Genomic DNA, 25,498 nt, shown 5'->3' on the forward strand with positions numbered 1-25,498 from the left:
CCGGCTCCCACGGTCCGATCAGTCGATATACCGCTCGGCAATGTACACCGAGAACCCCGCGAGTCCGAGGCCGAAGAGAATGTCGACGGCCCAGTGGATACCGAGGTACATCGTTGAGATGATGATGCTGGCCGCGAGGACGGTCGCGATGCCGAGCCATATCGGATAGTCCTCGCGTGTTTTGTAGGCGAACAGCGCGACGGTCGCCGAAAGCGAGGTGTGCAGCGACGGGAAGACGTTGGTGCGGCTGTTGACCTCACTGGTGAGTAACTCGTTTGCAGTTCCCGAGTTCGTCACACTGTACAGGAGGTTCTCATAGACAACTGCGCCTGCATCTACCCCTAAATACCAGTTTCGTGGACCGTACGCAACAAAGAGAATGTACAACGTTAAGCCGATGAAATAGTTGATACTGTAGGCGACGACGAGCCGCTGGAAGTGCTTGCGATCCGACAGCGCGATGTACGCCAAAACCGGGAAGGCGAGCACGAAGACGTAGCCATAGACGTAGACGGATGAAAAGTACGTCGTCAGTGCGTCGGATTTGAAGGATTGAATCGCAGCGACGATACCAGCGTCGTACTCCGCCAGCAAGTACGTGATTTCGAAGCCGATCTGCCAGGAGAGATCCTGAGCCGAGTCACGGATAACCGAGTTGAGTATCAGCACGGCGGTGAGGACCGCCAGATAGGGAGCCGAGTCACGGAGACGTGGCTGTAGTTCCGTGCGGAGTTCCATGAGCCGGTTCCGGCCGACAATGGTAACTGCACCGATGAGACAGAGTGTCGCAACGACGGCTGTGACTTCCACGAGGATTGCACGTAACATAGTTATATTTTTGAAATAAGTTCGGTATCGCTGTTGTACTCGTAGCCGAGCGAGCGGAACCGGTCACGTACGTCTTCGACCGACAGCTCACCATCAGTGCCGAGAAACGGGACCGTCGGATCAGTGTCTGTGTCCTCGTCCCACTGGAGGGAGTCGGCAAGCCAGTCGGTCCCGGCAAGCGGACTCGCTGCCGGCGAGGCATAGCCATCGAAGTTCTCTTGAGCGAGTGTCGACTTGTCGACGAGCTGGGCGACAAGCTGTCGAACGTCCGGATCCCGAAGCGGCTCTCGACGAGTATTGAAGCCGAGATGATAAAACGCGTTTGACCGATTCTCGATAAGTTCGATATCGGAGCTATTGTCGGCAATCGACGCGATCTGCGGACTCACAGGCCCCAGCGTGGCGTCGACACTGCCCGAGGCGAGTAGGCCGACAACCGCGGTCGTCGACACCGACTCCAGCGTGACCGTCTCGAACGGCGGGCGGCCACCATACGGTTCTGGCGGCGGCGCGAGGTCGCTGTCAGCTGTCAGCTGCGAATCGGTTTGTGGGGCAGTGCTGTTGGTCGTCGTGTTCGTCGTGTTCGTCGTGTTCGTTGTGTTCGTCTTGTTTGTCGTGTTTGTCTTGTTTGTCGTGTTTGTCGTCGACGCGGTGCTGTCATCGTCGCCGCCGAAAAACGGGAACGACCACCCGTTTTCGTTCGAATCGCCAGTCCCGTCTGGGGTCGACGTCTCTGACGGCCAGAGGAAGTGATCGTCGAACAGGGAGAACTCGACAACGCTGCTGTCTGCGGTTTCGAACTGGAGTGGCCCGCTCCCGATTGCCGCGCTGTTGTTCGTCGTGAGTGCCTCGGTCGTCGGGCCTGCGCGACTCGACGGTCGGCCGATTTGTGTCCGCGGCTCCCAGATGTCTTCACGCAAAATTGGGACGGTGAGGGCTCGCTGGGCGACAGCCCGCGTGGTATCGGTAAACGTGAGCCGCAGTCGCCGGGAGTTTTTCACCGTCACCTCGTCGACAACTGAGACCTCCCCACCGAACCGTTCCGAGGGGATCGGTTTGCTCGCCGCTCCGAGCGAGGTGTCCTGGAGGAACTCGTAGGTAAAGCCGACATCGAAGGCCGACAGCTGCTTGCCGTCGTGCCACAGCAACTCGTCCCGGAGCCTGATTTCGACCTCAGGTGTGTCCGTGCCGTCGACCCAGCTAATCTCGCGAGCGAGCCACGGAACGTACTCCGAGCCCTGTTCGAGAGCGACCGAATCGTAGACGAGATCGAGCAGCGACTGCTCGCCCTGATAGGTCGACACAATCGGGTTCCGGTTCGAGGTGAGTCGGTCGTTGGCGGTCGCAAGTCGGAGCGTGGGTTGTTCGTTGTCGCCTCCCTCTAACAACAGGAGGTTGTGTGGCCGTGTCGGTTCTCCAAGCGCGGGATCACGCTCCTCGGGATCCCAGCCCGTAAACCGGTCGGTCCGAACCCCCGTGAGCAGGTCCGGAAAGACAACTGGCGATATCGGTTGGGAGCGGGCGAGTTCCTCTTGGAGTGCCGTCACGTCCTGTTGTCGCTTATCTCCTGTGTGTGAGCGTTGGGCCGCCAGAAGGGTATCACAAGTTTGATTGGTAAACCCAAAGGGGTTCTGCCAGCCGTTTTCAGTTGTGTACGCCGAGTTGAATAATGGATACAGTGCGTCAGGATCGGGTGGGCGTGCGAAGGGGGCCTGTCCAACGTAGATGTCGAAGTCGTGGTTCAACAGCACCTGTTGGGTGAACTGTCCGATACTGACCAGACTCAGGCGGACATTGATGCCGACCGCTTCGAGGTTCGACCGCAGCTGTTGAGCGATTTGAATCCCAAAGGGGTCGCTGTCGGCAGGCAGCACCTTGATATCGAGCGAGAGCTGTGATCGCTCGGAATCGTCGCCAATGTTCTGAAATTGGCCCACACAGCCTGCTGTCGAGACTGTCGAGGCCGCGGCTCCAGCAATTACTGCACGGCGGGAGAGCGACGAAGATGTATTGGGGGGAGTCATCAAATATGGCGAAATCTGTTCGTCATGTATTGTTCGCAGGTAGATATAATAAGACTACGATCATAACCCTGCAGTGGTATCGGTTCTCAAAGATAGCCGAACAGCGGGAGTCCAAGCCCGACAAACCAGCCGAGACAGGCGATCACGATCAGTGGCGGATCCGACTCCGTGACCGTTCCCTCCTCGCCGAATCGTCCCGAATTGTGTGAGTTCACGACCCCGACTGCGAGCAGACCCAACGTGAATAGCAGGCCAAGTCGATGTAAGATAAGCTGGAGCGGCACCGTGCCGACATCGATGGCGGCGAAATCGTAGACGAAGCCGGCACCCAGCCCAGCAACTGTAAATCCAAACGCCCCCTGCGGGCGGAGCCGCGGGGCCAGTAGGGCAACAAGAGTTGGTGGACCAAGGGCGATAAGGGGGTACAACAGCCCCGCAAACAGCTGTGGTGACTGGGTTGGAATCGCCGTTTCGAGTGCGATTCCGGCGATCCGAACCCCAAGTAGAAGCCCGGCCAACGCTCCCGCCAGCAGGAACCCGTATCGGTTTCTGATCGCCGCACGGCTGAGATCATGCCCGGCACGCCGGAGTTGCTGCCGGCTCTGTGGGGCGAGGATCGTCGACAGCAAGAGGCCAACAGTGAGTTGGATCTCGGTGATCCAGCCGTCGTTCCAGCCCCCAGTGGTGCCGTAGTAGGTCCGACTCACTCCGTCGACGAACGGCTGGTCGATAAACGTCCGCTCGATGAGCCGCGAGGAGTCGTGAATGTCGGTCACGGTGTGTCGGAGCCGGAACCAATCGAAGTACTCCTCGTGAACTTGGATGGCTGTCCACTCGCCGGATGGAGGGCTGTAGGCTCGGATATGGGACCGCGAGCCGAGATAGGAGCCGGTGTGGAGTTGGTAGCTCTCGTCGACCCACTGCTGTTGGCCGTCATCGAGTCGTTGGTCGACGTAGCTGTAGCGCGTCGACCCGGCCGCATCGTCCCAGTCGACGCCGTCGTCGACGACATAGCTCTCGGCGTCGGCGTCGGTCTCGGAGTCGTTGACCGGCTCCCAATCTAGATTCGCGGAGTCGACGAGCGCAGTTCGCGTCCGATCCGGCGGGCCGTAGATGATGACGTTGACCGCGAGTGTCCGCCCACTGGCCGACGCCGAACGACTGGTGTAGGGCCACAGATAGCTTCCGTTGTCGACGGGCTGGATGAGTTGTGACTCCCGCACTGTCGAGACACCGTCTCCGGGTTCGTCTACGGTCGTTCCGATACCGGTGGCTACGACGTAGGAGCCAGCCAGCAACACCAGCAGGACGCTGAGTATCGTGCGCCGACGGTTCATCTGAATTGTATACAGGGGTACCTCTCAAAAAGCATGTTGTTCAGTCTGCTGACACCTGATCAACGATATACTAATTCGTGGACAATCAGCTGTCGACGCCTCGTAGACGTGTAATTTCGATAACCAAGTTTTGTCTACCTGTATACATCAGCGTAGGTTTATGTCTTCGCAGTAATTGATACGAATGTGGCGTTATCATTGATACTTCAGGGGATTCCAACCAGTGTAGATGGCATTCTCACACAGTACGGCGGGGCATTGCTATCGGTCGCGGTTACAGCACTCACGTTCATCATTGCGTTTTTCGTCATTTACCGAATCGGAAAGTCGGTCCTCGTTCGGGCGACGAAACGAGCGCTCAACGCACGTGAGTTCTCCACGGCGGTCGTCAGTCTCGGATCGAGTATTGCCGGGATTGTCGCGCTGTTCGGCGCGGTGGCAATCGCGGCGACCGTCGCCGGGTTTCCGGCGATCCTCACGGCGTTCGCAACGATCTCCGGTGCGCTTGCACTGGGCTTTGCGTTCGCCGCGGGCGATATCATCGAGAACTTCGTCGCGGGCATCTTCATTCTCAAGGACAAGCCGTTTACCGTCGGTGACCACATCCAGTGGAGTGGCAACGACGGGATCGTCCGCGAGATCAACCTCCGGGTCACGAAACTCGATACGTTCAACAACGAACAGGTCACGGTGCCGAACAGCGATCTGGCCAACTCCGTCGTGATGAATCCGGTCGCCAACGAGACGCGCCGGGTGCCGTTCGACTTCGGCATCGAGTACGACGCTGACATCGAGTTGGCTCGTGACATCATCATCGACGAAGCAAACAAGATCGATGGCATTCTCGCTGACCCAGCACCGACCGCACCTGTTACCGGGCTCGCAGACTCGGCGGTCGTCCTCAACGGTCGCGTCTGGATCAACCCACGCGAGACGGGTGCCGGTGGCGTGAAAACGAAGTGGGTCGAGGCTGTCAAAAACCGCTTCGATGCAGAGGGAGTCGGGATGCCGTACCCGCACACGGAACTCACTGGATCGGTCGAAGTCGACTCCGCGGAGTTCGAGCCGACCGGGCCAGTCACCAACGACTAACGCGAGAGTCAGTCTCGCTGGATTCTTTTTATATTGGGTTACGACCGAGCACGTCGACAGCACCAGCTCCTCGCGTACTGTAAGGTTCAAATGGGATGGGAACAGACCACTCGGTATGAATGGCAATCGGTTCGGTCGACTTTTTCAGGTGACGACCTACGGCGAGAGCCACGGCGAGGCGATGGGCGTCACTGTCAGTGGCTGTCCAGCAGGGCTTGAACTGGACGAAGACGACATTCAGGCGGAACTCGACCGGCGGAAACCCGGCCAGTCGATGATCACAACCTCTCGTGGGGAGCCGGATGCAGTCAAGATCAACTCTGGAACCCAAGACGGCTACACGACCGGCACTCCCATCGGGATGGTCATCGAAAACAAGGACGCCCAATCGGGCAAGTACGAACCGTACGTCACCGCGCCGCGGCCCTCACACGGCGACTTCACGTACTCCGCGAAATTCGGGACCCGAAACTGGGGTGGCGGTGGCCGATCCTCTGCACGGGAGACGGTGAACTGGGTCGCCGCCGGGGCGATTGCCAAGCAGATCAACGAAGCCCACGGCATCGAGGTCAAGGCCCACGTCAACCAGATCGGCGACGTGAAAGCTGGCGACGTGACGTGGGAAGACATGCTCGAACACACCGAGGACAACGAGATCCGGTGTGCTGACCCCGAAGCCGCTGAGGAGATGCGAGATCTCGCGGATAAATACCAGCAGGAGGGTGACTCCATCGGTGGCTCGATCTACTTCGAGGCCCGCGGGGTTCCCCGCGGTCTGGGATCGCCCCGATTTGATTCGTTCCCCTCGCGGCTCGGCCAAGCGATGTTCTCGGTTCCGGCCTGTACCCACGTCGAGTTCGGCCTCGGCAAGGAGGCCCGCGAATGGACCGGCAGCGACCGCAACGAGGACTGGGCGTTCGACGACAACGGCGACCCGGTTCCGAAGGGCAACAAACACGGTGGCCTGCAGGGCGGGATCACCACCGGCCAGCCGATCTGGGGCGAGGCGACGTGGCACGCGCCGACGTCGATTCCGAAAAAACAGGAGACCGTCGACTGGGAGACCGGCGAGTCCAAAGAGATCCAAGTGGTTGGTCGACACGACCCTGTCCTCCCGCCACGCGGCGTCCCGGTCGTCGAGGCCATGCTGAATCTGCTGATCGTCGACTTCATGCTGCTGTCGGGGCAGATTAATCCCGACCGACTCGACGGCGACGTCGGCGAGTACGATACGGACTACCACCCACGCAGTCCGGGCAATATGGACTGAGGGTCGACTGTCGGACTCGAATTTCGTTCCTCTTTGTCACTGCTTGATCGACTGCCGCTGTCGAGTTTATATCTATTTTCAAGCGATCGGTCGACAGTGTTCCCACGCTCGGGGTTGTAACTCTCAAGAAAGTTGCCTCCACGGCGTCGTTTCGGTCGCCATCGACGGCTCTCGGCGACATTTGTTCTCGGAAACGGTCTGTGGTACAGCCGAATGGGGTGTCGACCTTCACTTGACAATTTTGAGACATTTATTTGGAGCTTATCTGTGACTAATCTGACCCGTTCTGTACCGCCTCGGCTCAATTTGACGTGTCGACGGCCAGATTCGGTGGGAATTCGTATGACATTCACTATCGTAATTAAGTATAGTTAAACTCAATGTGCCATTACATTCTGTATATCTGCACAGACACGACTAACCACTGGACATTTATTCAACAAACTAAATCTTTCATTATTGTTCCTTGTCAATCCATAGCAAACTCTTTTACCCCGGACTGGCAAACAACGCCTACGAGTGGCCCAGAGGGGCCGTGAGATCAAATTATGACTGACAACGAACTTATCTGGCGAATTGCAGGAGGTTCCGGTGACGGAATTGCCTCAACAAGCCAGAACTTCGCCAAAGCACTGATGCGTTCAGGGCTGGACGTATTCACGCATCGACACTATCCATCGCGGATTCGCGGTGGTCACACCTATACCGAAATTCGTGCCGCCTCGGAGACGGTGAAATCCCGTGGTGACGGCTACAACTTCCTGCTCGCGCTGGGTGACTCCTTTGCGCGCAACCCGAAGGAAGGCTCCGTCTACGGCAACGAGGAGATCAAACCGCTCTCGGAGAACCTCGACGAACTCCGCGAGGGCGGCGTCATCATCTACGATTCCGGGCTTCTCGACGCCTCGGAGATCGAAAACTTCGACGAGCGCGTCGAGGAGAACAACTGGCACGTCTACGATCTCGATCTCCGAACGATGGCCCGCGAACAGGGCCGCGAGGTCATGCGCAACACCGCCGGTGTCGGCGCGACCTGCGCGCTCGCAGGCATCGAACTCCAGTGGATCGAAGACCTCATGACCGAGGCGATGCCGGAGAAGATTCTCGACCCCAACCTCGAGATTCTCCACAACGCCTACGAGATGGTCAACGAGGAGTACGACGTCGACGCCCACGACATCAAGGTTCCCGAGGGCAGCCACGATGAAGAGCAGGTCCTACTGTCGGGCTCCGATACAATCGCCTACGGCTCGATTGACGAGGGCTGTCGGTTCATCGCGGGCTACCCGATGACCCCGTGGACCGAAGTGTTCACCATCATGGCCCAGAACCTGCCCGAACTGGGCGGGATCTCCGAGCAGGTCGAAGACGAGATCGCCGCAGCCGCACTCGCCATCGGTGCCAGCCACGCTGGTGCGAAGGCGATGTCCGGGTCGTCCGGTGGCGGTTTCGCCCTGATGAGCGAACCGCTCGGTCTCGCAGAGATGACCGAGACGCCGCTGGTCCTCATCGAGGCCATGCGCGCGGGACCATGTACGGGGATGCCGACGAAGCCCGAACAGGGCGACCTCGAACACGTGCTGTACACCTCACAGGGTGACTCCCAGCGCGTCGTCTTCGCCCCCGGCACCGTCGCCGAGGCCTACACCCAGACCCGCCGAGCGTTCCAGATCGCCTACGAGTACCAGATCCCAGTGATCGTGCTCTACGATCAGAAGCTCGGCGGCGAACTGATGAACGTCGACGCCTCGGTCTTCGACGAAGCACCGAACCCATCGCTGGGTTCGACGCTCACCGAAGCCGAGCTCGAAGACGCACCACACGACCAGAGTGGGAAGTACAGTCGCTTCCAGCACGACGTCGACAATGGCGTCAGCCCGCGGTCGATCCCCGGCCAGAAGGGCGGTCGCTTCCTCGCAACCGGTAACGAGCACACGCCGGAGGGACACATCGAAGAGTCCCCGGAAAACCGTGTCGCTCAGATGGACCGCCGCGAGCAGAAGCTCAACGCCATCGCTGACGACCTGACCTCTCAGGACGAGAGTCACCAGACCTACAACGGTCCCGACGAGGCGACCTACGGGCTGATGACCTTCGGCAGTTCGCAGGGAACCGTCGAAGAGGCTGTCGACCGACTCAACGATCAGGGTTACTCGGTCAAATCCCTCGGTGTCTCGGATATGGCACCGTACCCAGTTGAGGAAGTCACGGCGTTCATCGAGAGCGTCGACGAGGTGCTCGTCGTCGAGATGAACGCCTCCGCACAGTTCCGCGGACTAACCCAGAAAGAACTGGGTCAGTACGGCGAGAAACTATCGAGCTTGCTCAAGTACAACGGCAACCCCTTCGAGCCAGCCGACATTGTCGAGGGCTTTACCACGACAATCGTCGAGGACGAAGAGCTAACTGGCATCGAGACCAAGTTCGTACCAGCCGCAGGTGACTAACTATGAGTGCATTTTCAGCAATCGGTGAAGGACGCGAGATCGAACAGGACGAGTACACGCCGGGGCTCGAACCCCAGGCGACTTGGTGTCCCGGCTGTGGTGACTTCGGTGTCCTGAAGGCACTGAAGGGCGCCGCCCAGGAACTCGGCAAATCCCCCGAAGAGATGCTGCTCACGACGGGGATCGGCTGTTCAGGCAAACTCAACAGCTACTTCGACAGCTACGGGTTCCATACGATCCACGGTCGTTCGCTGCCGGTCGCGCGAGCGGCCAAACTCGCCAATCCCGGCGTCGAAGTGATCGCCGCGGGTGGCGACGGTGACGGCTACGGGATCGGTGGCAACCACTTCATGCACACCGCCCGCGAGAACCACGACATGACCTACATCGTGTTCAACAACGAGATCTTCGGCCTCACGAAGGGCCAGACCTCGCCAACGAGCCCGAAAGGTCACAAGTCGAAGACCCAGCCACACGGCAGCGCCAAAGAGCCGCTTCGCCCGCTCTCGTTGAGTCTAACCTCGGGTGCCTCCTACGTCGCCCGGACGGCCGCCGTCAACCCGAACCAGGCCAAAGAGATCATCATCGAGGCGATGGAGCACGACGGCTTTGCGCACATCGACTTCCTCACCCAGTGTCCGACCTGGAACAAGGACGCCCGTCAGTACGTCCCGTACATCGACGTCAACGAGTCCGACGACTACGACTTCGACCCAACGGACCGACGTGAGGCATCCGAGATGATGACCGAAACCGAGGAAGCCCTCCACGAGGGCAAGGTCCTCACCGGTCGGTTCTACGTCGACGAGGATCGACCATCCTACGGTCAAGAAAAGCGCGCAATCGGCGAAATGCCCGAGGAACCACTGGCAGAGCGCTACTTCGACGACGACTACGAGTGGGAACGGTCGGCTGACCTGTTCCTCGACAAACACAAATAGAGCGGGTCGACCGCTCCGGTTTGCTGTACCGAAAGCGTTTTTCTGTTCGCAAGATATTTTTTTGTTGGAGCAAAACAGTTACTCATGAGCACTACCGCAACGGAGGATCGTATTCTCTCTGTGCTGGAAGACGACGCACAGGCCTCCTACTCCGAGATTGCCGACCGTGCGGAGGTCTCGAAGCCGACGGTTCGCAAATACATTCAGAAACTGGAGTCCGAGGGCGTGATCGTCGGCTACTCGGCCGACGTCGACCCGAAAAAACTCTCCTCGCAGACGATTGCCCTCGTTGGCATCGACGTCGCCAGCGAACTGTATGTCGAAGCCACCCGCGCGCTCAAATCGCTGGCTGCTGTCGAATCGCTCTACACCTCGTCGGGCGACCATATGCTAATGGCCGAGGTCCGTGCCCAAGACGGCGACTCGTTGGGCGATGTGATCAGCGATGACATCCTCCAGATCGAGGGAGTGACCGCGGCCCATCCCTCCTTCCTGCAGGAACGGTTGAAGTAGTCTCGCCGCCCACCTCTCTTCAGTTGCACTCGATTACTTGTTTAAGCGCAGTTGTCTCGGAAACTGTGTCGACACCTAAAAATAGGTCGCAATGAGATCTCACTGCGCTGGCGTCGACATCCCTTTGTACGCCAGTACGACACCGCCGACGAAGACAGCCGTAGCCAGATAGATCGGTCCGAGATGAGTCACCCAGTCGTGGGCGAAGCCACCGATGTAGTGCATCGGCAGTGCGATTGCCAGTCCGGTGACTGCGGTGATGACGGCGGTGGCCCATGCCCACCGGAGTCGCTGGCGGACCCCGAACCACGAGAGAGCGGTCACGGCGATTCCGGTCGAGATAATGAACGCCGCTGTGGCGACATGGAGGTGGCTAATGTAGAACGCAACCGTGGGGTCCAGTTGGGCGGGCGTCATGCCACCGAGATGGCTCACACCGAGTTCAAATCCGCCACCAACGAAGTTCAACACGAGAAAGACGATCCCGTAGCCGATGAACGCGACACCGGCAAGCGCCATCAACAACGCACCGTTCCAGAGCGTTGAACCGAACTCGACTGCTTGTTCCTGTTGTACTGATTGTTGTGTCGACATGTGATTACCTCCGTTTCTGGTGTGTTGGCACCACAGCTACCGCTGTGTTGGTCCACACTCCATGTGCAATGATACCATGGGTCGTATTTGGTGTTCCGAATATGTCGGTATTATAAACGGAGCTGAGAACCTGTTCGGAGTATCGAAGCTCAATACACCAGTACAGCAGCAGTAGATGGCGACCAAGTAGTATGGCCGTTCCAGACTGGTTCGGATACGAGAGGTTCTGTCGCAGATTGACTGCAGACGGTTATCCAAGCCGGTCGACAAACCGGTCAAACGCCCCACTCTCGGCATGGACGTGGGCGTAGGTTCCCAGTGATTCGTATTCGAGCAGGCCGTCATGATCTCCATCGATTCCGTCGCCGCGGACAGTTTTAAAGCCGAATCGGGCATCGTTGTCGACCGACGCCGTCGAGTAGTGGAACTCGTGGCCCCGGATCGTCTCTCCCGACCGTGCAGTCAGCGTGCCCGACGTGGCTTCGAGTTCGACGTGATCCAGTGCCTGATACCGATCACACATCGTTACGTCCGCCGGGAGAATACCGGCCATCGCATACATCTGGTCCTCGACAGTCGTCAGCGACTGACTCATCGCCATGAGGCCGCCACATTCGCCGAAGACCGGCAGGCCGTCGCTGGCCAACTCGCCGAGGTCCGAGAGTGTGTCCGTCGACGCCAACTCCTCGGCATGGAGTTCGGGGTAGCCACCCGGCAGATACACCCCATCGCAGTCCGGCACTGGGTCGCCAGCAATGGGTGAAAAAGTCCGTACAGTAGCCTGCTCGCGGAGTCGTTCAATGGTGGCTGGATACCGAAAACAGAAGGCGGCGTCGCTGGCGACCGCGACTGTTGGACCCGCTTTGCCGCGCGGTGAGGGCTCGGGGTCGACTTGCGGTGGTTGGCGTGCCACGTCGACCAGTCGGTCGGTTTTGAGATGTTCGGCGGCCGCCGAGAGTGCCTCGTGGGGAAGCGCGGCTTCCGCGCCCATCTCCAGTCCGAGATGGCGGTCGGGGATTTCGAGATCGCCGGACGGTGGAATCCGCCCGAAGTAGGTCATGCTCTCGGGGAGCGCATCACGAATGCCCTGCTGGTGTCGACCACCATGGGCACGCTGAGCGATGACCCCTGCCACATCGATATCGCGGTCAATCGTCTCGGCGTACTCCCGGAAGCCGTAGGCGGTGGCGGCGACGCTCTCCATGCCTGCTTTGGCGTCGACAACCAAGACGACCGGCAGATCGAGGGCTTCGGCGACCATCGCCGTACTTGAGCCGTCGCCGTCGTACAGTCCCATCACACCCTCAACGACACAGATGTCGCCCTCGCCGCGGGCGTAGTTGCGAGCCAATCCGTCGTCGCCTTCGAGCCACAGATCGAGTGTTCGAGAGGGTCGACCGGCGACGGCCTCGTGATGACTGGGGTCGATGAAGTCGGGACCTGCTTTTGCTGGCTGGACCGCGTAGCCAGCCTCATCGAGGGCGCGGATGATCGCCAGCGTGGCGACCGTTTTGCCGACGCCGGAGCTGACGCCCCCAAGGACGAATCCCTTCATTGGTCGCCCCCTGAGTCGCTCTGCGGTTCAGTCCGTCGAACAGCCAGCACCGAGAGGTCCGAAAACGGCGTGTCGTCGACTCCCGAGCCACCGGCGTGTTCCGACAGCTCTGCCAACGAGAACCGAGAGATTGACTCGTCGTCGTGGGTGAGTTGTTCGAGGACCAGCGCCTCCAGATCGGGGTCGGCTCCGTGGTCCAGCAGATGCGCCGCAATATCGCCGGGCATCCAGTCAAATGGTCGCGGAAGCACAAGCAGATGTCGACTTCCGACTTTATTTATAAGTCGATCCAGTCCCGGCGTGATGTCTCCGCTTTTATGAAGCGTGACGAACTCGGTGTCCTCCATCGGCGTCCGGGCACGACTCGCGGCCATCTGGAGCGAGGAGATTCCTGGAATCACGCGGACGGGGGTGTCGACAACCCCCTGTACTTTGCCGACGAACTGGTAGCCCGAGTGGTTCGGATCGCCCATCAACACCGCCGTCCCCTGCTCACCGTTGGCCACGCGATCCGCAAAGGTGGTTAGGGCCTCTCTTTCGTCTCGGTAGCCACAGGTTAACAAGTCGGCGTCGGTGAGATCAGCGATGAAGTCGACCACTGTCGAAAAGCCGACGACGACATCGGCTTCCTCGATAGCTCTGCGGCCGCGGGGCGTGAGATACTCCAGATTTCCGGGGCCGATACCGACCGCGTACACTGGCGAGTCGACTGAGTCCGGATCGGCTTCAGCCGCGGCTGCCGCAACTGTTGCCGGATCGGGACCCGAATCAAGGTCGTAGTCGCTCACTGGTCGACCTCGATATCGACGCCGAGATCAAGATCCAGTTCACCGGTTCGGACGTCTTTGGCGACGTGAATCAGTTCGTTCGTGAGCGCGGCGGCCAGTCCACTGCCGCCACGTCGACCGACGTTCGTGATCGCGGGCACGTCGTACTCTTCGGCAACCTCGCGGATTCGCTCGCGGCTCTCGACGGCCTTCACGAAACCGACCGGTGTAGCGACGATCACCGCCGGGCGAGTGCCGTTTTCGATACAATCCGCGAGCGCGAACGCCGCGGTTGGGGCGTTGCCGATCACCGCGATTGCGTCGTCGTAGACGCTCTGTTTGTCGAGTTCGAGGACAGAGGCCGCAGTGCGGGTCATCCCTGTTTTCTTGGCGAGTTCCGCACCGTTGCCGATTGCCTTGCGTTTCTCGCAGTTGTGACCCCGCCCCGTGACGCCAGCTTTCGACATCGTGATGTCGGTGACGATTGTCGACTCCCGAAGCACTGCGTTAGCTCCGGCCCGAATCGGAGCCTCGTCGTCCGGCTCGCCTGCCTCGTCGGTGCCGGTAAACCGCAGGAGGTGCTGAAACTCGATATCGCCCATCGAGTGGACCGATTTTTGGCGAAAGCGGTCGGCCAGCGTCTCGTCGGGAACGAACTGCCGAACGATGTCCATGCTCGTCTCCGCAATGTCCATCGCCTCTTGGGTCGTCGCGCCGAGATCGGCGTACTCCTCTTCGAAATCGTCGTCGGATTCGGTTTCTTGCTCAGTCATCGGATACCTCCGCAGCCGGGGTACTGGCACGTGCTTCGAGATCACCCTCGACGCTGAGGTTGATATCTCGGAGCTGGTCGACCGTCTCTTCGTCGGCCTCCCAGAGGCCGCGCTCGATGGCCTCCAGAAGGGTATCAGAAATCGATTCGAGCGCCCACGGGTTCACCTCCCGCATCCACTCTTGTCGGTGCTCGTCGAAGGCGAATTTGTCAGCCACATCCTCCCAGAGCGTGTCGCTGATGACGCCGGTGGTGGCATCCCACCCCATGACGACGTCGACCGTCGTCGAGAGGTCTCCGGCTCCCTTGTAGCCGTGTTCCTCCATCGAATCGAGCCACTCTGGGTTGAGCACGCGTGCTCGCATTGCCTTGCGAACTTTTTCCTCGTTGGTGTACACCGAGACGTTTTCGGGGTCCGAGGAGTCGCCGACATAGGAGGCTGGCTCGCTGCCGGAGATTCCCGAGACGGCGGAGATGAAGCCACCGTGGAAGGCATACCAGTCCGACGAATCGAGTTCGTCCTGTTCCATCGTGTCCTCGATTTTGACCGTCGCGTCGACACTCGACAGTCGCCGCTCGAAGCTATCGTGGGCCTCGCTCACTTTCCCGCGTTTGCCCATCGCGTAGCCGCCCCACTGGACATACACGTCGGCGAGATCGGATCGGTCCTCCCAGTTGCCCTCGTCGACGGCCTTGTTCGTCCCCGCGCCGTAGCCGCCGGGCCGGGTGGTAAACACGCGGTTGGTCGCCGCGCTTTTGGCTTCCGTGGCATCCATGCCGTTGGCCTCCAGTTCCTCGGCTTCCTCCTCGACGTGCTTTTTGATGTAGTTCATCTCGTGTGGCTCGTCGAGGTCGACCACTGCCGAGACGGCGTCGTGGATAACACCCGCCGCGGCGGGGAACGCATCCCGGAACAGTCCCGAGACGCGGGTCGTCACGTCGATTCGTGGTCGACCCAACTCGTCGAGCGGAATCGGGTCGACATCGTCAATCCGACCCGCTTCGGTCCACTCGGGTTTGACGCCCATCATGGCCAACACCTGGCCGATGGTCTCACCTTTGGTTCTGACTGTGGGTGTCCCCCATGCGACGACGCCGATTTCCTCGGGGTAGGCGTCGTGTTCGTCGTGATGGCGGTCAAGCACGCCCTCGGCGACATTGCGGCCGACCTGCCACGCGTATTTGGCGGGCACTTTCCGCGGGTCGAGCGTGTAGAAGTTTCGGGCCGTCGGTAGGAGGTCGACACCTCCACGCGTTGGCGCACCGGAACCGCCCGGTGGGACGTATTCGCCACTCAGGGCGTCGGCGGTTCGAGGGATCTCGTCTTCGGCACCTTGGACTCTGGGTGCGGCTTCCTCACAAATGAACGCCAGTGCCTCCCGGAGGTCGTTGTGTGCGCCGGACTTTGCTCGGCCATCGCCCAGCGTGTCGATGTCGACCACGAGCAGATTGACGTTGACCTCGTCATCTGGCCCCGCCTCTCGCTCCGAATCAGGCACGTCGAACTCGTGTTCTGCAAGGGTGTTGATAAGGTCGAGGCTCGTCTCGTGGACGTGGTCGGCGGCCTCGGCGTAGGTCATGCCCAACGCCTCGTCGTACTCGCCGGGAGCATTGCGCAGGCGGTCGTAGTCGACGCCTAACACACCTGCAACGCTCTCTCGGAGGCTCGGCGCGTCGCCGTTTTCGAGTCGCGTGAGTGCGACCAGATACTCCACGAGGCGGTCGTCGACCGGCGGTTCGCTCATCGTGTGCAGCCCCAGCCGAATCTGAGTCGTTTTGACATCCGTGAGATACTCGTGGATACGTTCGACCAGTTCGTCGATAGCGAGGTCCTCGCCGTCGACTGCGCCCTCAGCCAGCGTCGACCCCGTTTCGTCGGGCCCACGGACCTCCATCTGCTGGTCGATGGTGCCTGTCGTTCCGAGTTCGACTGCGAGATCGAGTTCGTCGACGCGGCTTCGGATGAGGTCTTCGAGATGGTCGCCGTCATCCTCGCGAGCGTCTTCCATTCCGGCCTCGCGGTACTGATTGGCGAGTTCTTCGAGGTCGGCCAGCTCGTCGTAGGTGCCGGCGTTGCTCATGACCGGTGTGAGGTAGTCGACAATCGCGGCGTAGGATCGTCGCTTGGCTTGGGTTCCCTCGCCGGGATTGTTAACGATGTATGGGTAGACGTTCGGCAGGTCGCCGATCAGTTGGTCCGGCGCGCTTGCACCGTTGAGACCCACCGTCTTGCCCGGCAGCCATTCGAGCGAGCCGTGCGTGCCGAGATGGACGACTGCGTCGGCTTCGAAGGAGTTGCGGAGCCACGCGTAGAAGGCGTAGTAGTCGTGTGGCGGCTGGAGATCCGAATCGTGGTAGACCTTCGAGGGGTCCATCCCGAACCCTCGCGGTGGCTGAACCGTGACGAGAACGTTGCCGAACTCGGCTCCCGGAATCGCAAAGGGTCGCTCCGGTGGCTCGCCCCATTCGTCGACGATATTATCCTGAAACCGCTCGTCGGCCTGTTCGAACCACTCGGCGTACTGGTCGGTGGAAACAACGTCGACCGACCGCTCTCGCACGTCTTCGGGCGCAACCCAGCGGTTGTCGAGGGTGAGTTGGCTCGTGAGCGTGTTTATAAGCGTCTGGCCGGAGTCCGGTACAGCACCGCCGAGATCGTAGTTTCGTGTGTCGAGTTCTTTTAAAAGATTGACCGTACTTTCGGGGGAGTCGAGGCCGAAGGCGGTCCCGATCCCGTCATCACTCGGCGGGTAGTTGTGGAGGACGACCGCGACCTGCTTGTCTTCGTTCGGCGTGTGTTGGAGATTGGCCCAGTTGACCGCGAGTCGGGCGGCGTGGTCGACCCGATCCTGGATGGGGAAATGCTGTTTCGGCGCGCTGCCGATCCCCGCGTCGTCGTCCATTCGCTCCTTGCCCGAAATCGGGTGGGTGATCACGTTCCCGTCGAATTCGGGGAGGGCGACAGACAAGGCGAGTTCGAAGCCCATCACGCCCGTATCGCTGGACTCGTAGCGCGAGCGCGAGCGCATGGTCGTAATCGTCTGGAGGACGGGGACGCCAAGCCGGTCGAGAAAGACGTCTTCGGCGCTGTCGCCTTCATCGCTGGCCGACCGACCGCGTTCGTCCATCGAGAGTGAGAACATAAACGAGGAGAGAACCGCGTCGACAATCGGCTCGTCATCCTGCAGGAGCCAGTTGTCGGTTATCCACTCTGCGTTCTCCTGGCCCTCCTCATCGGCAGCCGGATTGCAGAAGATCGGCAGTGCGTTTGCACCCTGTGATTCGAGGGCGCGAACTTGGGCGTCGACGTAGCGGGTGTTCTCGTGGGTCCAGTGGGATTCATAAAACCAGACCGCCACGGTCGGCGCGTCGGGATCGAAGCTGTCGAGTAGTTCCTCGTAGCCGATTCCGGGATGGTCGGGGTGATAGACACCCTCTGTTGGGAGTTCGGTCGGCGTATCATAGACCATCGAATCCAGGTCGTCGGTCCCGTACTCGATGGCCAGAAACCGACAACAGTTCTCGATGTTTATCGTGCCGCCGCGTTCGAGGTATTCATAAACGAGATCTCGGTCCGAATCGGCGACGGAGGTGTCTTCGAAGGCGAACGCATCGCCGGTCGCCTTGACGATCAGGGGGACGCCCATCTCCCGCAAGCGTTCGACGGCGTACTCGTAGCCGGGCATGCTGTCCTCGCCGCCGTGGAGCCAGAAACAGACCGCCGCGGCGTCCTCGCAGTCGTCGACGAAGTCTTCAACGTCGGTCTGCTCGTCGAGATCGCTTTCGGAGCGGACGACGAGTTCGATACCATCGAGTCGGCCCGCCGCCCGCTGGACGGAGCCGAGTTCGTTTTCAGTTGCCGTGTAGAGGCCGATCCGTGTCATATTTATAAACCACTATTGTATTAGCGCAAGTATGGTTGCAGATCCCGCGAGCAAAAAGCCGTCGACAGTGTCCTTCCCCGCGATTGTCGGCCAGCCGGATCTCAAACAGGTCCTGCTGCTTGCTGCGGCCCACGATGACCTCAGTGGCGCCGTGATTTCGGGCGAGAAGGGGACCGCCAAGTCGACCGCGGTTCGGGGGCTGGTCGACCTCCTTGGCGACCAGCGGGTGGTCGCCGACTGCCCCTACGGCTGCGATCCTGACGACCGTGGTGGGCAGTGTGCCGAGTGCCAAGCGCGGCCAACAGCGGAGTTGCCGGTCGAGACGCGGTCCGTCCCGCTGGTGACGCTGCCGCTGGGTGCAACGCGGGATCGCGTGGTTGGGACGCTCTCAATCGAGGATGCGATGGCTGGCGAAGCGGAGTTCGATCCGGGTCTGCTCGCCCGCGCGAATCGTGGGATTCTGTACGTCGACGAAATTAATCTCTTAGACGACCACTTGGTCGACGTCCTGCTCGATGCGGCCGCAAGCGGTGTCAACACGGTCGAACGCGATGGAATCAGCGTCTCCCATCCCGCGGAGTTCACCATTATTGGGACGATGAACCCCGAGGAGGGCGAGCTGCGGCCCCAGCTCAGAGACCGGTTCGATCTGCAGGCAACCGTGACTGGGAGCCAAGAGATTGACGACCGTGTCGAGATCATCGACCGTGCGCTCGGTGCTGACGACGAGGCGGCCACCGAGAAGTTCAGCGAGGAGATCGACGTCCTCCGCGAGTCGATCCAAGACGCCCGCGAGTCAGTCGACAGCGTCTCATTGCCCGCGGAATTTAAACGGACAATTGCGGAGCTCTGTACCGACGCCGAGGTCGACGGCCACCGTGCCGATATTGCGACTGCCCGGGCGGCTTTGGCATTGGCCGCGCTGGATGGTCGACCGAAAGTCATCGAATCGGATATTCAGGAGGCCGCCAGCTACACCCTGCCACACCGCCTCCAGAGCCAGCCCTTCGAGGAGCCACCCGATCCCGAGGAGCTACTGGACGACCATTTTGATAACGAGGACGGCGACGATGAAGACGACTCGGAGTCGACAGATGACTCGGAACCAGCCGATGACAACAGCGAGTCGACTGGTGAAGGGTCCGATGACGAGTCGACTGACGGAAACGGCGATGAGTCGACCGAGGCCGATGAGGAATCGGATAAGGAATCGAATGAGGGCGGTGACGAGGGAAACGAGAACGATGGGGCCAGCGACAGCCCAGCGGTAGGTGACCGAAACGGCGGAGGGAGTGACCCCGAGTCGACCGACATGTCGCAGGGCGACCCTGCCGATGAGGGCGACGAGGAGCAGGCTCCCGACGAGGGAGACGAGGAAACCGAGGGAACACCCCTCATCCCCGGCCAGCAGCGCGCAGCTATCGGTGAGGGTGCGGCTCCCGACATCGACGACCCGGAGAGACAAACCGACGAGTCAGCCGCGTCGGGTCGACGCGGCCGGAGCCAGCAGGCTGGCGGCCGTGGCACCCGCATCCACACCGAGCAGGCCACCGGCGAGGACGGGGTCGACGCCGCGGCCTCGGTCCGGGCCGCCGCGACCAGCGGCCACGACCGGGTCGAACGCGACGACCTCCGCCAGTCGGTCCGGGAGCGCGAGACCGCCGCAACCATTGTGTTCGCGGTCGACGCCAGTGCCTCGATGCGTCCGGCGATGGAGGCCGCCAAAGGGGTGGTTCTCGACCTGCTTCGGGATGCCTACCAGCAGCGCGACGAGGTGGCCTTTGTTGCGTTCGGTGGCGAGGAGAGCGAGGTGCTACTGCCGCCGACCCGGAGCGTCTCGCTGGCGGCTCGACATTTAAAAACCCTGCCGACCGGCGACCGGACGCCGCTACCGGACGGACTTATAAACGCTCGACAGGTTCTCGATAGCACTGATAGCTCGTTTGGCGTGGTCGTGCTGGTAACTGACGGTCGAGCGAACGTCGCCGAGGGAAGTCCGACCGAGGCCACTCGGCAGGCTGCTCAGCGGTTGGCCGCCAGCGGCGCGCAGGTGGTGATCGTCGACGCGGGCAGCAACGGGCGCAGCGGGCTGCTTCCGCTCATTGCCGAGGAAACCGACGGCCAGACCGTTCCACTGTCGAAACTCAGCCCGGATACGGTTTCGGCTGCGGTGGGGCGGGCGACATCGGACCACTCCTGAGACAGTCGACTGTTCCGGTGGGTCGATCATTTCTTGTATCGGTGGCCGGGAGTCCTCACCAATGGCACCCCAACGCTACGACCGCCTCCATCGGCTCTACGAGGAGTTCGATACCGAGACGCTGCAGGCCCACCAGCGCTTTGTCGACCTGTTTCCGCCGGTCGACTCGCCGGTCGCACTCTCCCACTGGGAGGAAGCCTCCGAGGAACTCGGTCGACTGAAAGCCGAGATCGCCGCCAGTTTCACTGCCGGTGACGATGTCACCGCGGGCGAGACGTTCGCCGAGATCGCCGCCCGCGCGGATCACGATCAGGCGTTTACCGCACTTGATCTCGACAGCAGCTACGACCGTGCGGTCAACGCGCTCGTCTTGGACGTCGACGAAACGCTCCGGTCGGCCGGCGGGACCGACAACGAAATCCCACGGGAGACGCTCCACGCCCTCGTCGAGTTCCACGAGGCCGGGGTGCCGATCATCATCTGTACGGGCCAGACGCTCGAAAACGTCAAGGGGTTCATGATTCAGGGACTGGGCAGCGAAATCGTCCACTCCGGCGAACTGAGCATCGTCTACGAAGCCGGAACGGGCGTGTTTACACCCGGCCACGGCTCGGAGACCAAACAGCTGCTGTACGAAGGGCTTGACGACGACATCCAGGCAATCTTCGATTCGGTTCGGAGTCGCGTGCTGCCCGAGGCACCCCCAGAGCTCCGCCGCGGCTGTCACCTGCAGGGCAACGAGTTCAACATCACGCTCAAGCCGAACTTCGAGACCGGCAGCCAGCGCGCAGCGAGTGTGATCGACGCCGGGCTCGTCTATCTGATCGATCTGCTGGCGAAGGCCGTCGGCATCACCGTCGACACTGAGGCTGTCGACGGTAGCCACTCGCTACCGGCGGTAGCCCGCGCCTACTACGCCGACGCGGACCCCGAAATCCACGACGTGTTGGCGAGCGAAGACGCGCTGCCCGACTGTTCGGTGAACGATATCCCCGAGACCCTCCGGTCGACGTTCGACCGAATCGATGTCGCCTACTACCACGCCGATGCCGCCGAGATCGGCTCGCTGGAACTCAACAAGGCCGCCGGTGTCGAGGCCGCACTGGACGTGGTCGACGTCGACGATCCGTTCGTGCTCGTGATGGGCGACAGCAAATCCGATCTGCGGGTGATGGAATGGGTCGCAGCCGACAACTGCGGGCTGAGTGCGGCTCCCGACCATTCCTCAGCGGGTGTGCTCGACCACGTTCGGTCGACAGATGGACTCGTCTTCGACCGCGGCGCATCCGCAGCGATGTTACAGACGATCTATGTCTACAACCTGCTTACTGAACTCGACTGAGGCTTCGAGTGGGCTTGAATGGATCGCACAGTCGATGCGACAGGTAGCGGGCAGTCGACGGGCTCTCGGTGAGTGGTCACTGCGGGATTGATGGGCGTGTTTCGGGATTGTCGAGGAGAATCCGAAACAGCTTCTGTTCGGCGAGGCGGAGATGCTGATGGAAGGTTGCCGGTGAGACATCCATCGCGTTGGCGAGATCTTTACCAGAACTGTTCCGTGGCCACTCGAAAAAGCCCGCAAAGTAGGCGGCTTCGAGGCTGGCACGCTGTTTGTCGGTCAGTGCTTCGGTCCACGTGCTGATGATCTGCTCCGGGTTGGTCTCGGATCGTTTGACCTGTCGACGGGCGACAGGACGAGTGGTCGGATACCGTTCACGAATCCGGTTGAGTACCCCTCTGACATCCGTCGACTGTGGCAGATGGATCGTCATTCGGAAATCAGTGTCCTCAATGATTGCCTGTTTGATCGAGCCCCCCGCATCAGCGACGAGTGAGGTGACTGGCGGCTCCGTGATACGGAGTTCGAACCGCACCTCCGTCTCGGACGCCGAGAGCACGGTACACGACTCCCACGAGGGATGCCGTGCTTCGAGCGTTTCGAGCACGGCCATCAGCTCCGGCGTTGTTCGGCCGTACTGGAGATAGCTGTCACCGTCGACCGGCACCACATGGTCGAACGTAATCGTGCCAGAGAGCTCGGGAACATCGAACGCCGCAAACACGTCTCGGATCTCGAATTCGAGTTCAGTGACCGCATCGCTCATCAGTGCTTGTTTACGTTCGACCGCGGCGATTGCGTGGCCGATGATCTCGCCCAACTGCTCGATGATGGCCTGTTTTTCGTCCACAAAGGCGTCGGCGATATCCGAGTACAGCCCGAGAACCCCGTACAACGTTCCGTTATAGGTGATCGGGATCACGGCTACCGACTGGTAGCCTCGCTCGTTGGCAATGGGTCGCCATGGCTCGAAGGCCGGGTCGGTGAACACGTTCTGTGAGACCTGTATCTCTTGGGTCAGTACCGCCTTTCCTGCGGGCCCCTGACTCATCGGATTCGAGGGGACGACCGAGATCGTCATATTGTCGAGATAGCCTTCGATGCCCGCCTCTGCGCGGAGCTCTAGCTCCTGTGTGCGAGCGTTGACCTCGCCGATCCACGCGAACAGGTAGGAGCCACACGAGGCAAGCGACTCACAGACCAACTGTTCGATCTCGTGGCGCGTCGACTGGTCGAGAATCCCATTGGTAACCTCTCGGACGACCGTGTTCACTTCGTTGAGCGCAGCCAGTTTCGTCCGTTTGGTTTTGAGTCGTTTCTCCCATGCTTTCCGTTCGCTCACGTCCCGCACAATGCCAACTCGCTCCCACTGGTCGCCGGTCGGGAGCAGTGCTAACGTCGCTTCGACAACCCGAGTCTCACCGTCAGCCGTCCTGATTTCGGCCTCTATCGATGGGAAGTCGACGCTGCCCGTTGCCATTTCTGCCTCCAACTCCACGACGTCCGAGCGTACCCCCTCGTCGACCACTAAGGAGGTCTGCGCACCGATGAGTTGCTCGCGATCATACCCCGTCAGCTCACAGTAGGCCTCGTTGACCATCGTAAACCGGCCCTCGGGGCCGATCGTATACACACCATCGTTGACTGTCTCGATGATCCGCTCGTACTGCTGGAGCTCTTGGGTGCGGTCGTGGCGGTCGATAGCCGAGGCCAGAACGTTGGCCATGCTCTGGACGAAGTTGGCATCGTCCTCGGCAAACGCTCGACTGCGCGTGTCGTGGACGCCGAGGATGCCCCACGGGTTCTCGATACAGCCGATACTGACGCTAATGCCGCTTGTCACGTCGTGGGAAGTCAGCAGCTCCGGTCCGCTGAACCGCGTTTCGGTGTCGAGATCGTCGACGATCACCGGCTCCTCGGTCGACAGTGTATAGCCAGCCTGCGAGTTCGTGTTCGATTCGACAGTCGCAGTCCCGGCGATACCGTCCTGCCAGCCGACACCCTGTCGGAGCAGTAGCTCCTCGCGGTCAAGATCGAGATCCAGAACCTTGCAGTACGCACAGTCGAGCGTCGACCCGACGAGCCGGGCGGCATCCAGCATGAGGTCGTCGAGGTCGTCGGATTCGAGCGCTAGCTGGCCGAGCCTTGCGACGGCAGCCTGCTGGTTCGCGCGGCGTTCGAGTTCGGCACCGGCGGTGTCGACTGGCCGGACTGTGCCGACGAGTTCGCCGTTATCGCCGGCTGTGGCTCGGGAAACGACCGCAAGCGAGAGCTGACAGGCAATCGGCTCGTCGCCCCCGGTTTGCACACTCACCGCAAGCGTTGTCTGCTCGCCCTGGGGACGCGTTCGGAGCGCACGAACGACTGCCGCCACGTTGTCGGCCTTACTTTCGACAACGAACGCCGACAGCTGACGTCCGACCAGCTCTTGGCGCTTCCTGCCGGTCAGAATCTCGAAGCGGCTGTTTGCGGCGCTAATCCTGCCATCGCTGTCGAGTTTGAAGACGGCCTCGTCGACCAGTTCCGCCAACACTGCCGAGCCGTCGACTGCCTGCTGGGCGTCGTCGGCTCTCGTCATCCGGAATCTTTCTCCATACTCGTCCATCAGACGCTAATTGTCGCCCAACGGTAATAGGCGCACGTATAGTATGGTTACCAGTCGTATTGGTGGTGTATTCGGACAAATCAGACTTGATTGAAATCTGTTTGGTCTGTCCCAATGTAGGTGAATTGACCGCGTTTCTGGTCGGCTGTTCTCGGCCACGGAGTGTCGACCGCTCAGTGGTCGACCGACGCTGGCGGCCACCCAAAGCCTCTGCGAGCCTCCGGCGGCGAAAGCGGACTACGTGGTAGTTCGGCGTCGAGTGCGGGGACGTTGTACGCCGCCGGGGCGATATCGTTCGGGGCCTCGGGATAGAACAGCGAGGCGATGAGATGGAGCTGTTGGCGACCGACACCGAGTTCGAACTGACCGCCGCCATACATGCGAATCCCGTGGCTGGTGCAGTACTCAATGGTCGCCAACAGCGAGGCCAGCGAGCCGAACCGCGAGGGTTTGATGTTGAGCCAGTCGGGGGCGAACGGGAGCGACTGGACGTCGTCGACGCCGTGAATCGGCGCGTCCCACGAGACCTGCTCGCGGTGACCATCGAACAGCGGTTCGGTCTCGGCGGTCAGTGCAGGGTCTTCGATAATCGCGTTCGGGAACGATTCGAGCAGTCGACTGTATAGCTCCGGGTCAGGCTCTTGGTCGACCTCCGTCCCCTCGTAGTGGCCCTTGAGATCCAGGATTCGAACCCGACCGGTGTCGGCTACCTCCCCGATTAGCTCGGCGGTCCACTCGTTGGTGGGATCGAGTTTGAATTCGAGGGCGGCGTTGCGACCGAGCAGCGTTTCGATTCTGTCGGTCGACGGCGGACTCCCCAACCGGGTGCTGACGATGAACTCCACGGAGTCATACTGCCGGTCGAGTACGCTGGCGAGATCCGTGTCGGCCTGCCGGAGGGCGAGATCGAGAGCTGCGCTTTCGAACCCCCACCGCCGGTAGTTGCGAAAGGCGTCCTGATCGGGGGTTCGGCCGTGAAACAGATCCCGCTCGGCGAGCGTCTCCGAAAACGAGTCGACGGTGTATGTTCCAGCCAGATCGAACGAGGGCGCGGCCGCCTGTAGCGCATCGTGGTCGGCGGTCTCGTAGGTCACGTCCTCGCCGCGACCGGTCTCACCGTCGCCGTGAAGACTGATGACCGTTGTCGTCCGGGTAAAATCGCTGGTCGTCTCCCGCTCGTGGCGGCTGTAGTCGACCGCGTCGACGTCGAGCGACAGATCCGCAACTCGGTCGTAGAGTGACATACACCCCTCAACACGCGGCTAACGCAAATAGCTCGGGGGCCCAAACTGATAGCCCATAGCTCAGGGCCACAAACCGATGGCCCTGT

Annotated in this window: 17 protein-coding genes; 7 read left to right on the plus strand and 10 right to left on the minus strand. The window is 61.0% G+C overall.

Annotated features, from left to right (window positions below; all coding sequences use genetic code 11):
• Positions 1-18 precede the first annotated feature (18 nt).
• The 3 genes from HALTADL_RS01850 to HALTADL_RS01860 all read right to left on the minus strand — a co-directional run bounded on the left by HALTADL_RS01850 (position 19) and on the right by HALTADL_RS01860 (position 4,189).
• The gene (locus HALTADL_RS01850; protein ID WP_089672110.1) at positions 19-828 is read right to left on the minus strand and encodes a phosphatase PAP2 family protein; all 810 of its coding nucleotides are present in this window, start codon (positions 826-828) and stop codon (positions 19-21) included.
• Between the two features lie 2 nt (positions 829-830).
• Complete coding sequence (locus tag HALTADL_RS01855; protein ID WP_089672107.1) at positions 831-2,852, minus strand: ABC transporter substrate-binding protein; 2,022 nt, start codon at positions 2,850-2,852, stop codon at positions 831-833.
• Between the two features lie 86 nt (positions 2,853-2,938).
• Positions 2,939-4,189, minus strand: a complete 1,251-nt coding sequence (locus HALTADL_RS01860; RefSeq protein ID WP_089672101.1) for a hypothetical protein — start codon at positions 4,187-4,189, stop codon at positions 2,939-2,941.
• A 186-nt stretch (positions 4,190-4,375) separates the two neighbouring features.
• Between HALTADL_RS01860 and HALTADL_RS01865 the strand changes: the two genes are divergently transcribed.
• The 5 genes from HALTADL_RS01865 (at position 4,376) to lrpA1 (ending at position 10,452) form a co-directional block, all read left to right on the plus strand.
• Complete coding sequence (locus HALTADL_RS01865; protein ID WP_089672098.1) at positions 4,376-5,281, plus strand: mechanosensitive ion channel family protein; 906 nt, start codon at positions 4,376-4,378, stop codon at positions 5,279-5,281.
• 115 nt (positions 5,282-5,396) lie between these two features.
• The gene (gene aroC, locus HALTADL_RS01870) at positions 5,397-6,551 is read left to right on the plus strand and encodes a chorismate synthase (RefSeq protein ID WP_089672096.1); all 1,155 of its coding nucleotides are present in this window, start codon (positions 5,397-5,399) and stop codon (positions 6,549-6,551) included.
• A gap of 548 nt (positions 6,552-7,099) precedes the next feature.
• Positions 7,100-8,998, plus strand: a complete 1,899-nt coding sequence (locus HALTADL_RS01875; protein WP_089672092.1) for a 2-oxoacid:acceptor oxidoreductase subunit alpha — start codon at positions 7,100-7,102, stop codon at positions 8,996-8,998.
• 2 nt (positions 8,999-9,000) lie between these two features.
• Positions 9,001-9,939 carry a thiamine pyrophosphate-dependent enzyme gene (locus tag HALTADL_RS01880; protein WP_089672089.1) on the plus strand — a complete coding sequence of 313 codons (939 nt, stop codon included), beginning with the start codon at positions 9,001-9,003 and terminating at the stop codon, positions 9,937-9,939.
• Positions 9,940-10,023: 84 nt separating this feature from the next.
• Complete coding sequence (lrpA1, locus tag HALTADL_RS01885; RefSeq protein ID WP_089672086.1) at positions 10,024-10,452, plus strand: HTH-type transcriptional regulator LrpA1; 429 nt, start codon at positions 10,024-10,026, stop codon at positions 10,450-10,452.
• A gap of 99 nt (positions 10,453-10,551) precedes the next feature.
• Here lrpA1 and HALTADL_RS01890 read toward each other — a convergent pair whose 3' ends face one another.
• From HALTADL_RS01890 to cobN, 5 genes are all read right to left on the minus strand, one after another.
• Positions 10,552-11,046: a hypothetical protein gene (locus HALTADL_RS01890; protein ID WP_089672084.1), complete on the minus strand. Its 495-nt coding sequence runs from the start codon at positions 11,044-11,046 to the stop codon at positions 10,552-10,554.
• A 250-nt stretch (positions 11,047-11,296) separates the two neighbouring features.
• On the minus strand, positions 11,297-12,601 hold the full coding sequence (locus tag HALTADL_RS01895) for a cobyrinic acid a,c-diamide synthase (RefSeq protein WP_089672082.1): 1,305 nt from the start codon (positions 12,599-12,601) through the stop codon (positions 11,297-11,299).
• Positions 12,598-13,389: a cobalt-precorrin-7 (C(5))-methyltransferase gene (locus HALTADL_RS01900; RefSeq protein WP_089672080.1), complete on the minus strand. Its 792-nt coding sequence runs from the start codon at positions 13,387-13,389 to the stop codon at positions 12,598-12,600. The genes HALTADL_RS01895 and HALTADL_RS01900 overlap by 4 nt, the downstream gene beginning before the upstream one ends.
• Entirely contained in the window at positions 13,386-14,141 is a 756-nt protein-coding gene (locus HALTADL_RS01905; RefSeq protein ID WP_089672077.1) for a precorrin-8X methylmutase, read from the minus strand. The genes HALTADL_RS01900 and HALTADL_RS01905 overlap by 4 nt, the downstream gene beginning before the upstream one ends.
• Positions 14,134-18,024, minus strand: a complete 3,891-nt coding sequence (gene cobN / locus HALTADL_RS01910; RefSeq protein ID WP_089672074.1) for a cobaltochelatase subunit CobN — start codon at positions 18,022-18,024, stop codon at positions 14,134-14,136. The genes HALTADL_RS01905 and cobN overlap by 8 nt, the downstream gene beginning before the upstream one ends.
• 31 nt (positions 18,025-18,055) lie before the next feature.
• On the opposite strand from cobN, the gene HALTADL_RS01915 reads away from it, so the two are divergent.
• Together HALTADL_RS01915 and HALTADL_RS01920 are read left to right on the plus strand one after the other, a co-directional pair.
• Positions 18,056-20,224, plus strand: a complete 2,169-nt coding sequence (locus HALTADL_RS01915) for a VWA domain-containing protein (RefSeq protein ID WP_089672071.1) — start codon at positions 18,056-18,058, stop codon at positions 20,222-20,224.
• A 61-nt stretch (positions 20,225-20,285) separates the two neighbouring features.
• Positions 20,286-21,566: an HAD family hydrolase gene (locus HALTADL_RS01920; RefSeq protein ID WP_089672068.1), complete on the plus strand. Its 1,281-nt coding sequence runs from the start codon at positions 20,286-20,288 to the stop codon at positions 21,564-21,566.
• Positions 21,567-21,642: 76 nt separating this feature from the next.
• Here the strand turns inward: HALTADL_RS01920 and HALTADL_RS01925 are convergent, their stop codons facing one another.
• Positions 21,643-24,168, minus strand: coding sequence for a bacterio-opsin activator domain-containing protein (locus HALTADL_RS01925; protein ID WP_089672067.1), 2,526 nt, complete (start codon positions 24,166-24,168; stop codon positions 21,643-21,645).
• Between the two features lie 173 nt (positions 24,169-24,341).
• Positions 24,342-25,412, minus strand: coding sequence for an enolase-like domain-containing protein (locus HALTADL_RS01930; RefSeq protein ID WP_089672066.1), 1,071 nt, complete (start codon positions 25,410-25,412; stop codon positions 24,342-24,344).
• Positions 25,413-25,498 lie beyond the last annotated feature (86 nt).

The organism is Halohasta litchfieldiae, assembly GCF_002788215.1.
Lineage (GTDB): Archaea > Halobacteriota > Halobacteria > Halobacteriales > Haloferacaceae > Halohasta > Halohasta litchfieldiae.

What these genes read in the sequence shown, in the direction of transcription:
- aroC (WP_089672096.1), top strand. Translation starts at nt 5,397, where the DNA reads ATGAATGGCAATCGGTTCGGTCGACTTTTTCAGGTGACGACCTACGGC.
- HALTADL_RS01920 (WP_089672068.1), top strand. Translation starts at nt 20,286, where the DNA reads ATGGCACCCCAACGCTACGACCGCCTCCATCGGCTCTACGAGGAGTTC.
- HALTADL_RS01875 (WP_089672092.1), top strand. Translation starts at nt 7,100, where the DNA reads ATGACTGACAACGAACTTATCTGGCGAATTGCAGGAGGTTCCGGTGAC.
- HALTADL_RS01860 (WP_089672101.1), bottom strand. Translation starts at nt 4,189, where the DNA reads ATGAACCGTCGGCGCACGATACTCAGCGTCCTGCTGGTGTTGCTGGCT.
- HALTADL_RS01905 (WP_089672077.1), bottom strand. Translation starts at nt 14,141, where the DNA reads ATGACTGAGCAAGAAACCGAATCCGACGACGATTTCGAAGAGGAGTAC.
- HALTADL_RS01880 (WP_089672089.1), top strand. Translation starts at nt 9,001, where the DNA reads ATGAGTGCATTTTCAGCAATCGGTGAAGGACGCGAGATCGAACAGGAC.
- HALTADL_RS01925 (WP_089672067.1), bottom strand. Translation starts at nt 24,168, where the DNA reads ATGGACGAGTATGGAGAAAGATTCCGGATGACGAGAGCCGACGACGCC.
- HALTADL_RS01850 (WP_089672110.1), bottom strand. Translation starts at nt 828, where the DNA reads ATGTTACGTGCAATCCTCGTGGAAGTCACAGCCGTCGTTGCGACACTC.
- HALTADL_RS01930 (WP_089672066.1), bottom strand. Translation starts at nt 25,412, where the DNA reads ATGTCACTCTACGACCGAGTTGCGGATCTGTCGCTCGACGTCGACGCG.
- lrpA1 (WP_089672086.1), top strand. Translation starts at nt 10,024, where the DNA reads ATGAGCACTACCGCAACGGAGGATCGTATTCTCTCTGTGCTGGAAGAC.
- HALTADL_RS01895 (WP_089672082.1), bottom strand. Translation starts at nt 12,601, where the DNA reads ATGAAGGGATTCGTCCTTGGGGGCGTCAGCTCCGGCGTCGGCAAAACG.
- HALTADL_RS01890 (WP_089672084.1), bottom strand. Translation starts at nt 11,046, where the DNA reads ATGTCGACACAACAATCAGTACAACAGGAACAAGCAGTCGAGTTCGGT.
- cobN (WP_089672074.1), bottom strand. Translation starts at nt 18,024, where the DNA reads ATGACACGGATCGGCCTCTACACGGCAACTGAAAACGAACTCGGCTCC.
- HALTADL_RS01915 (WP_089672071.1), top strand. Translation starts at nt 18,056, where the DNA reads ATGGTTGCAGATCCCGCGAGCAAAAAGCCGTCGACAGTGTCCTTCCCC.
- HALTADL_RS01855 (WP_089672107.1), bottom strand. Translation starts at nt 2,852, where the DNA reads ATGACTCCCCCCAATACATCTTCGTCGCTCTCCCGCCGTGCAGTAATT.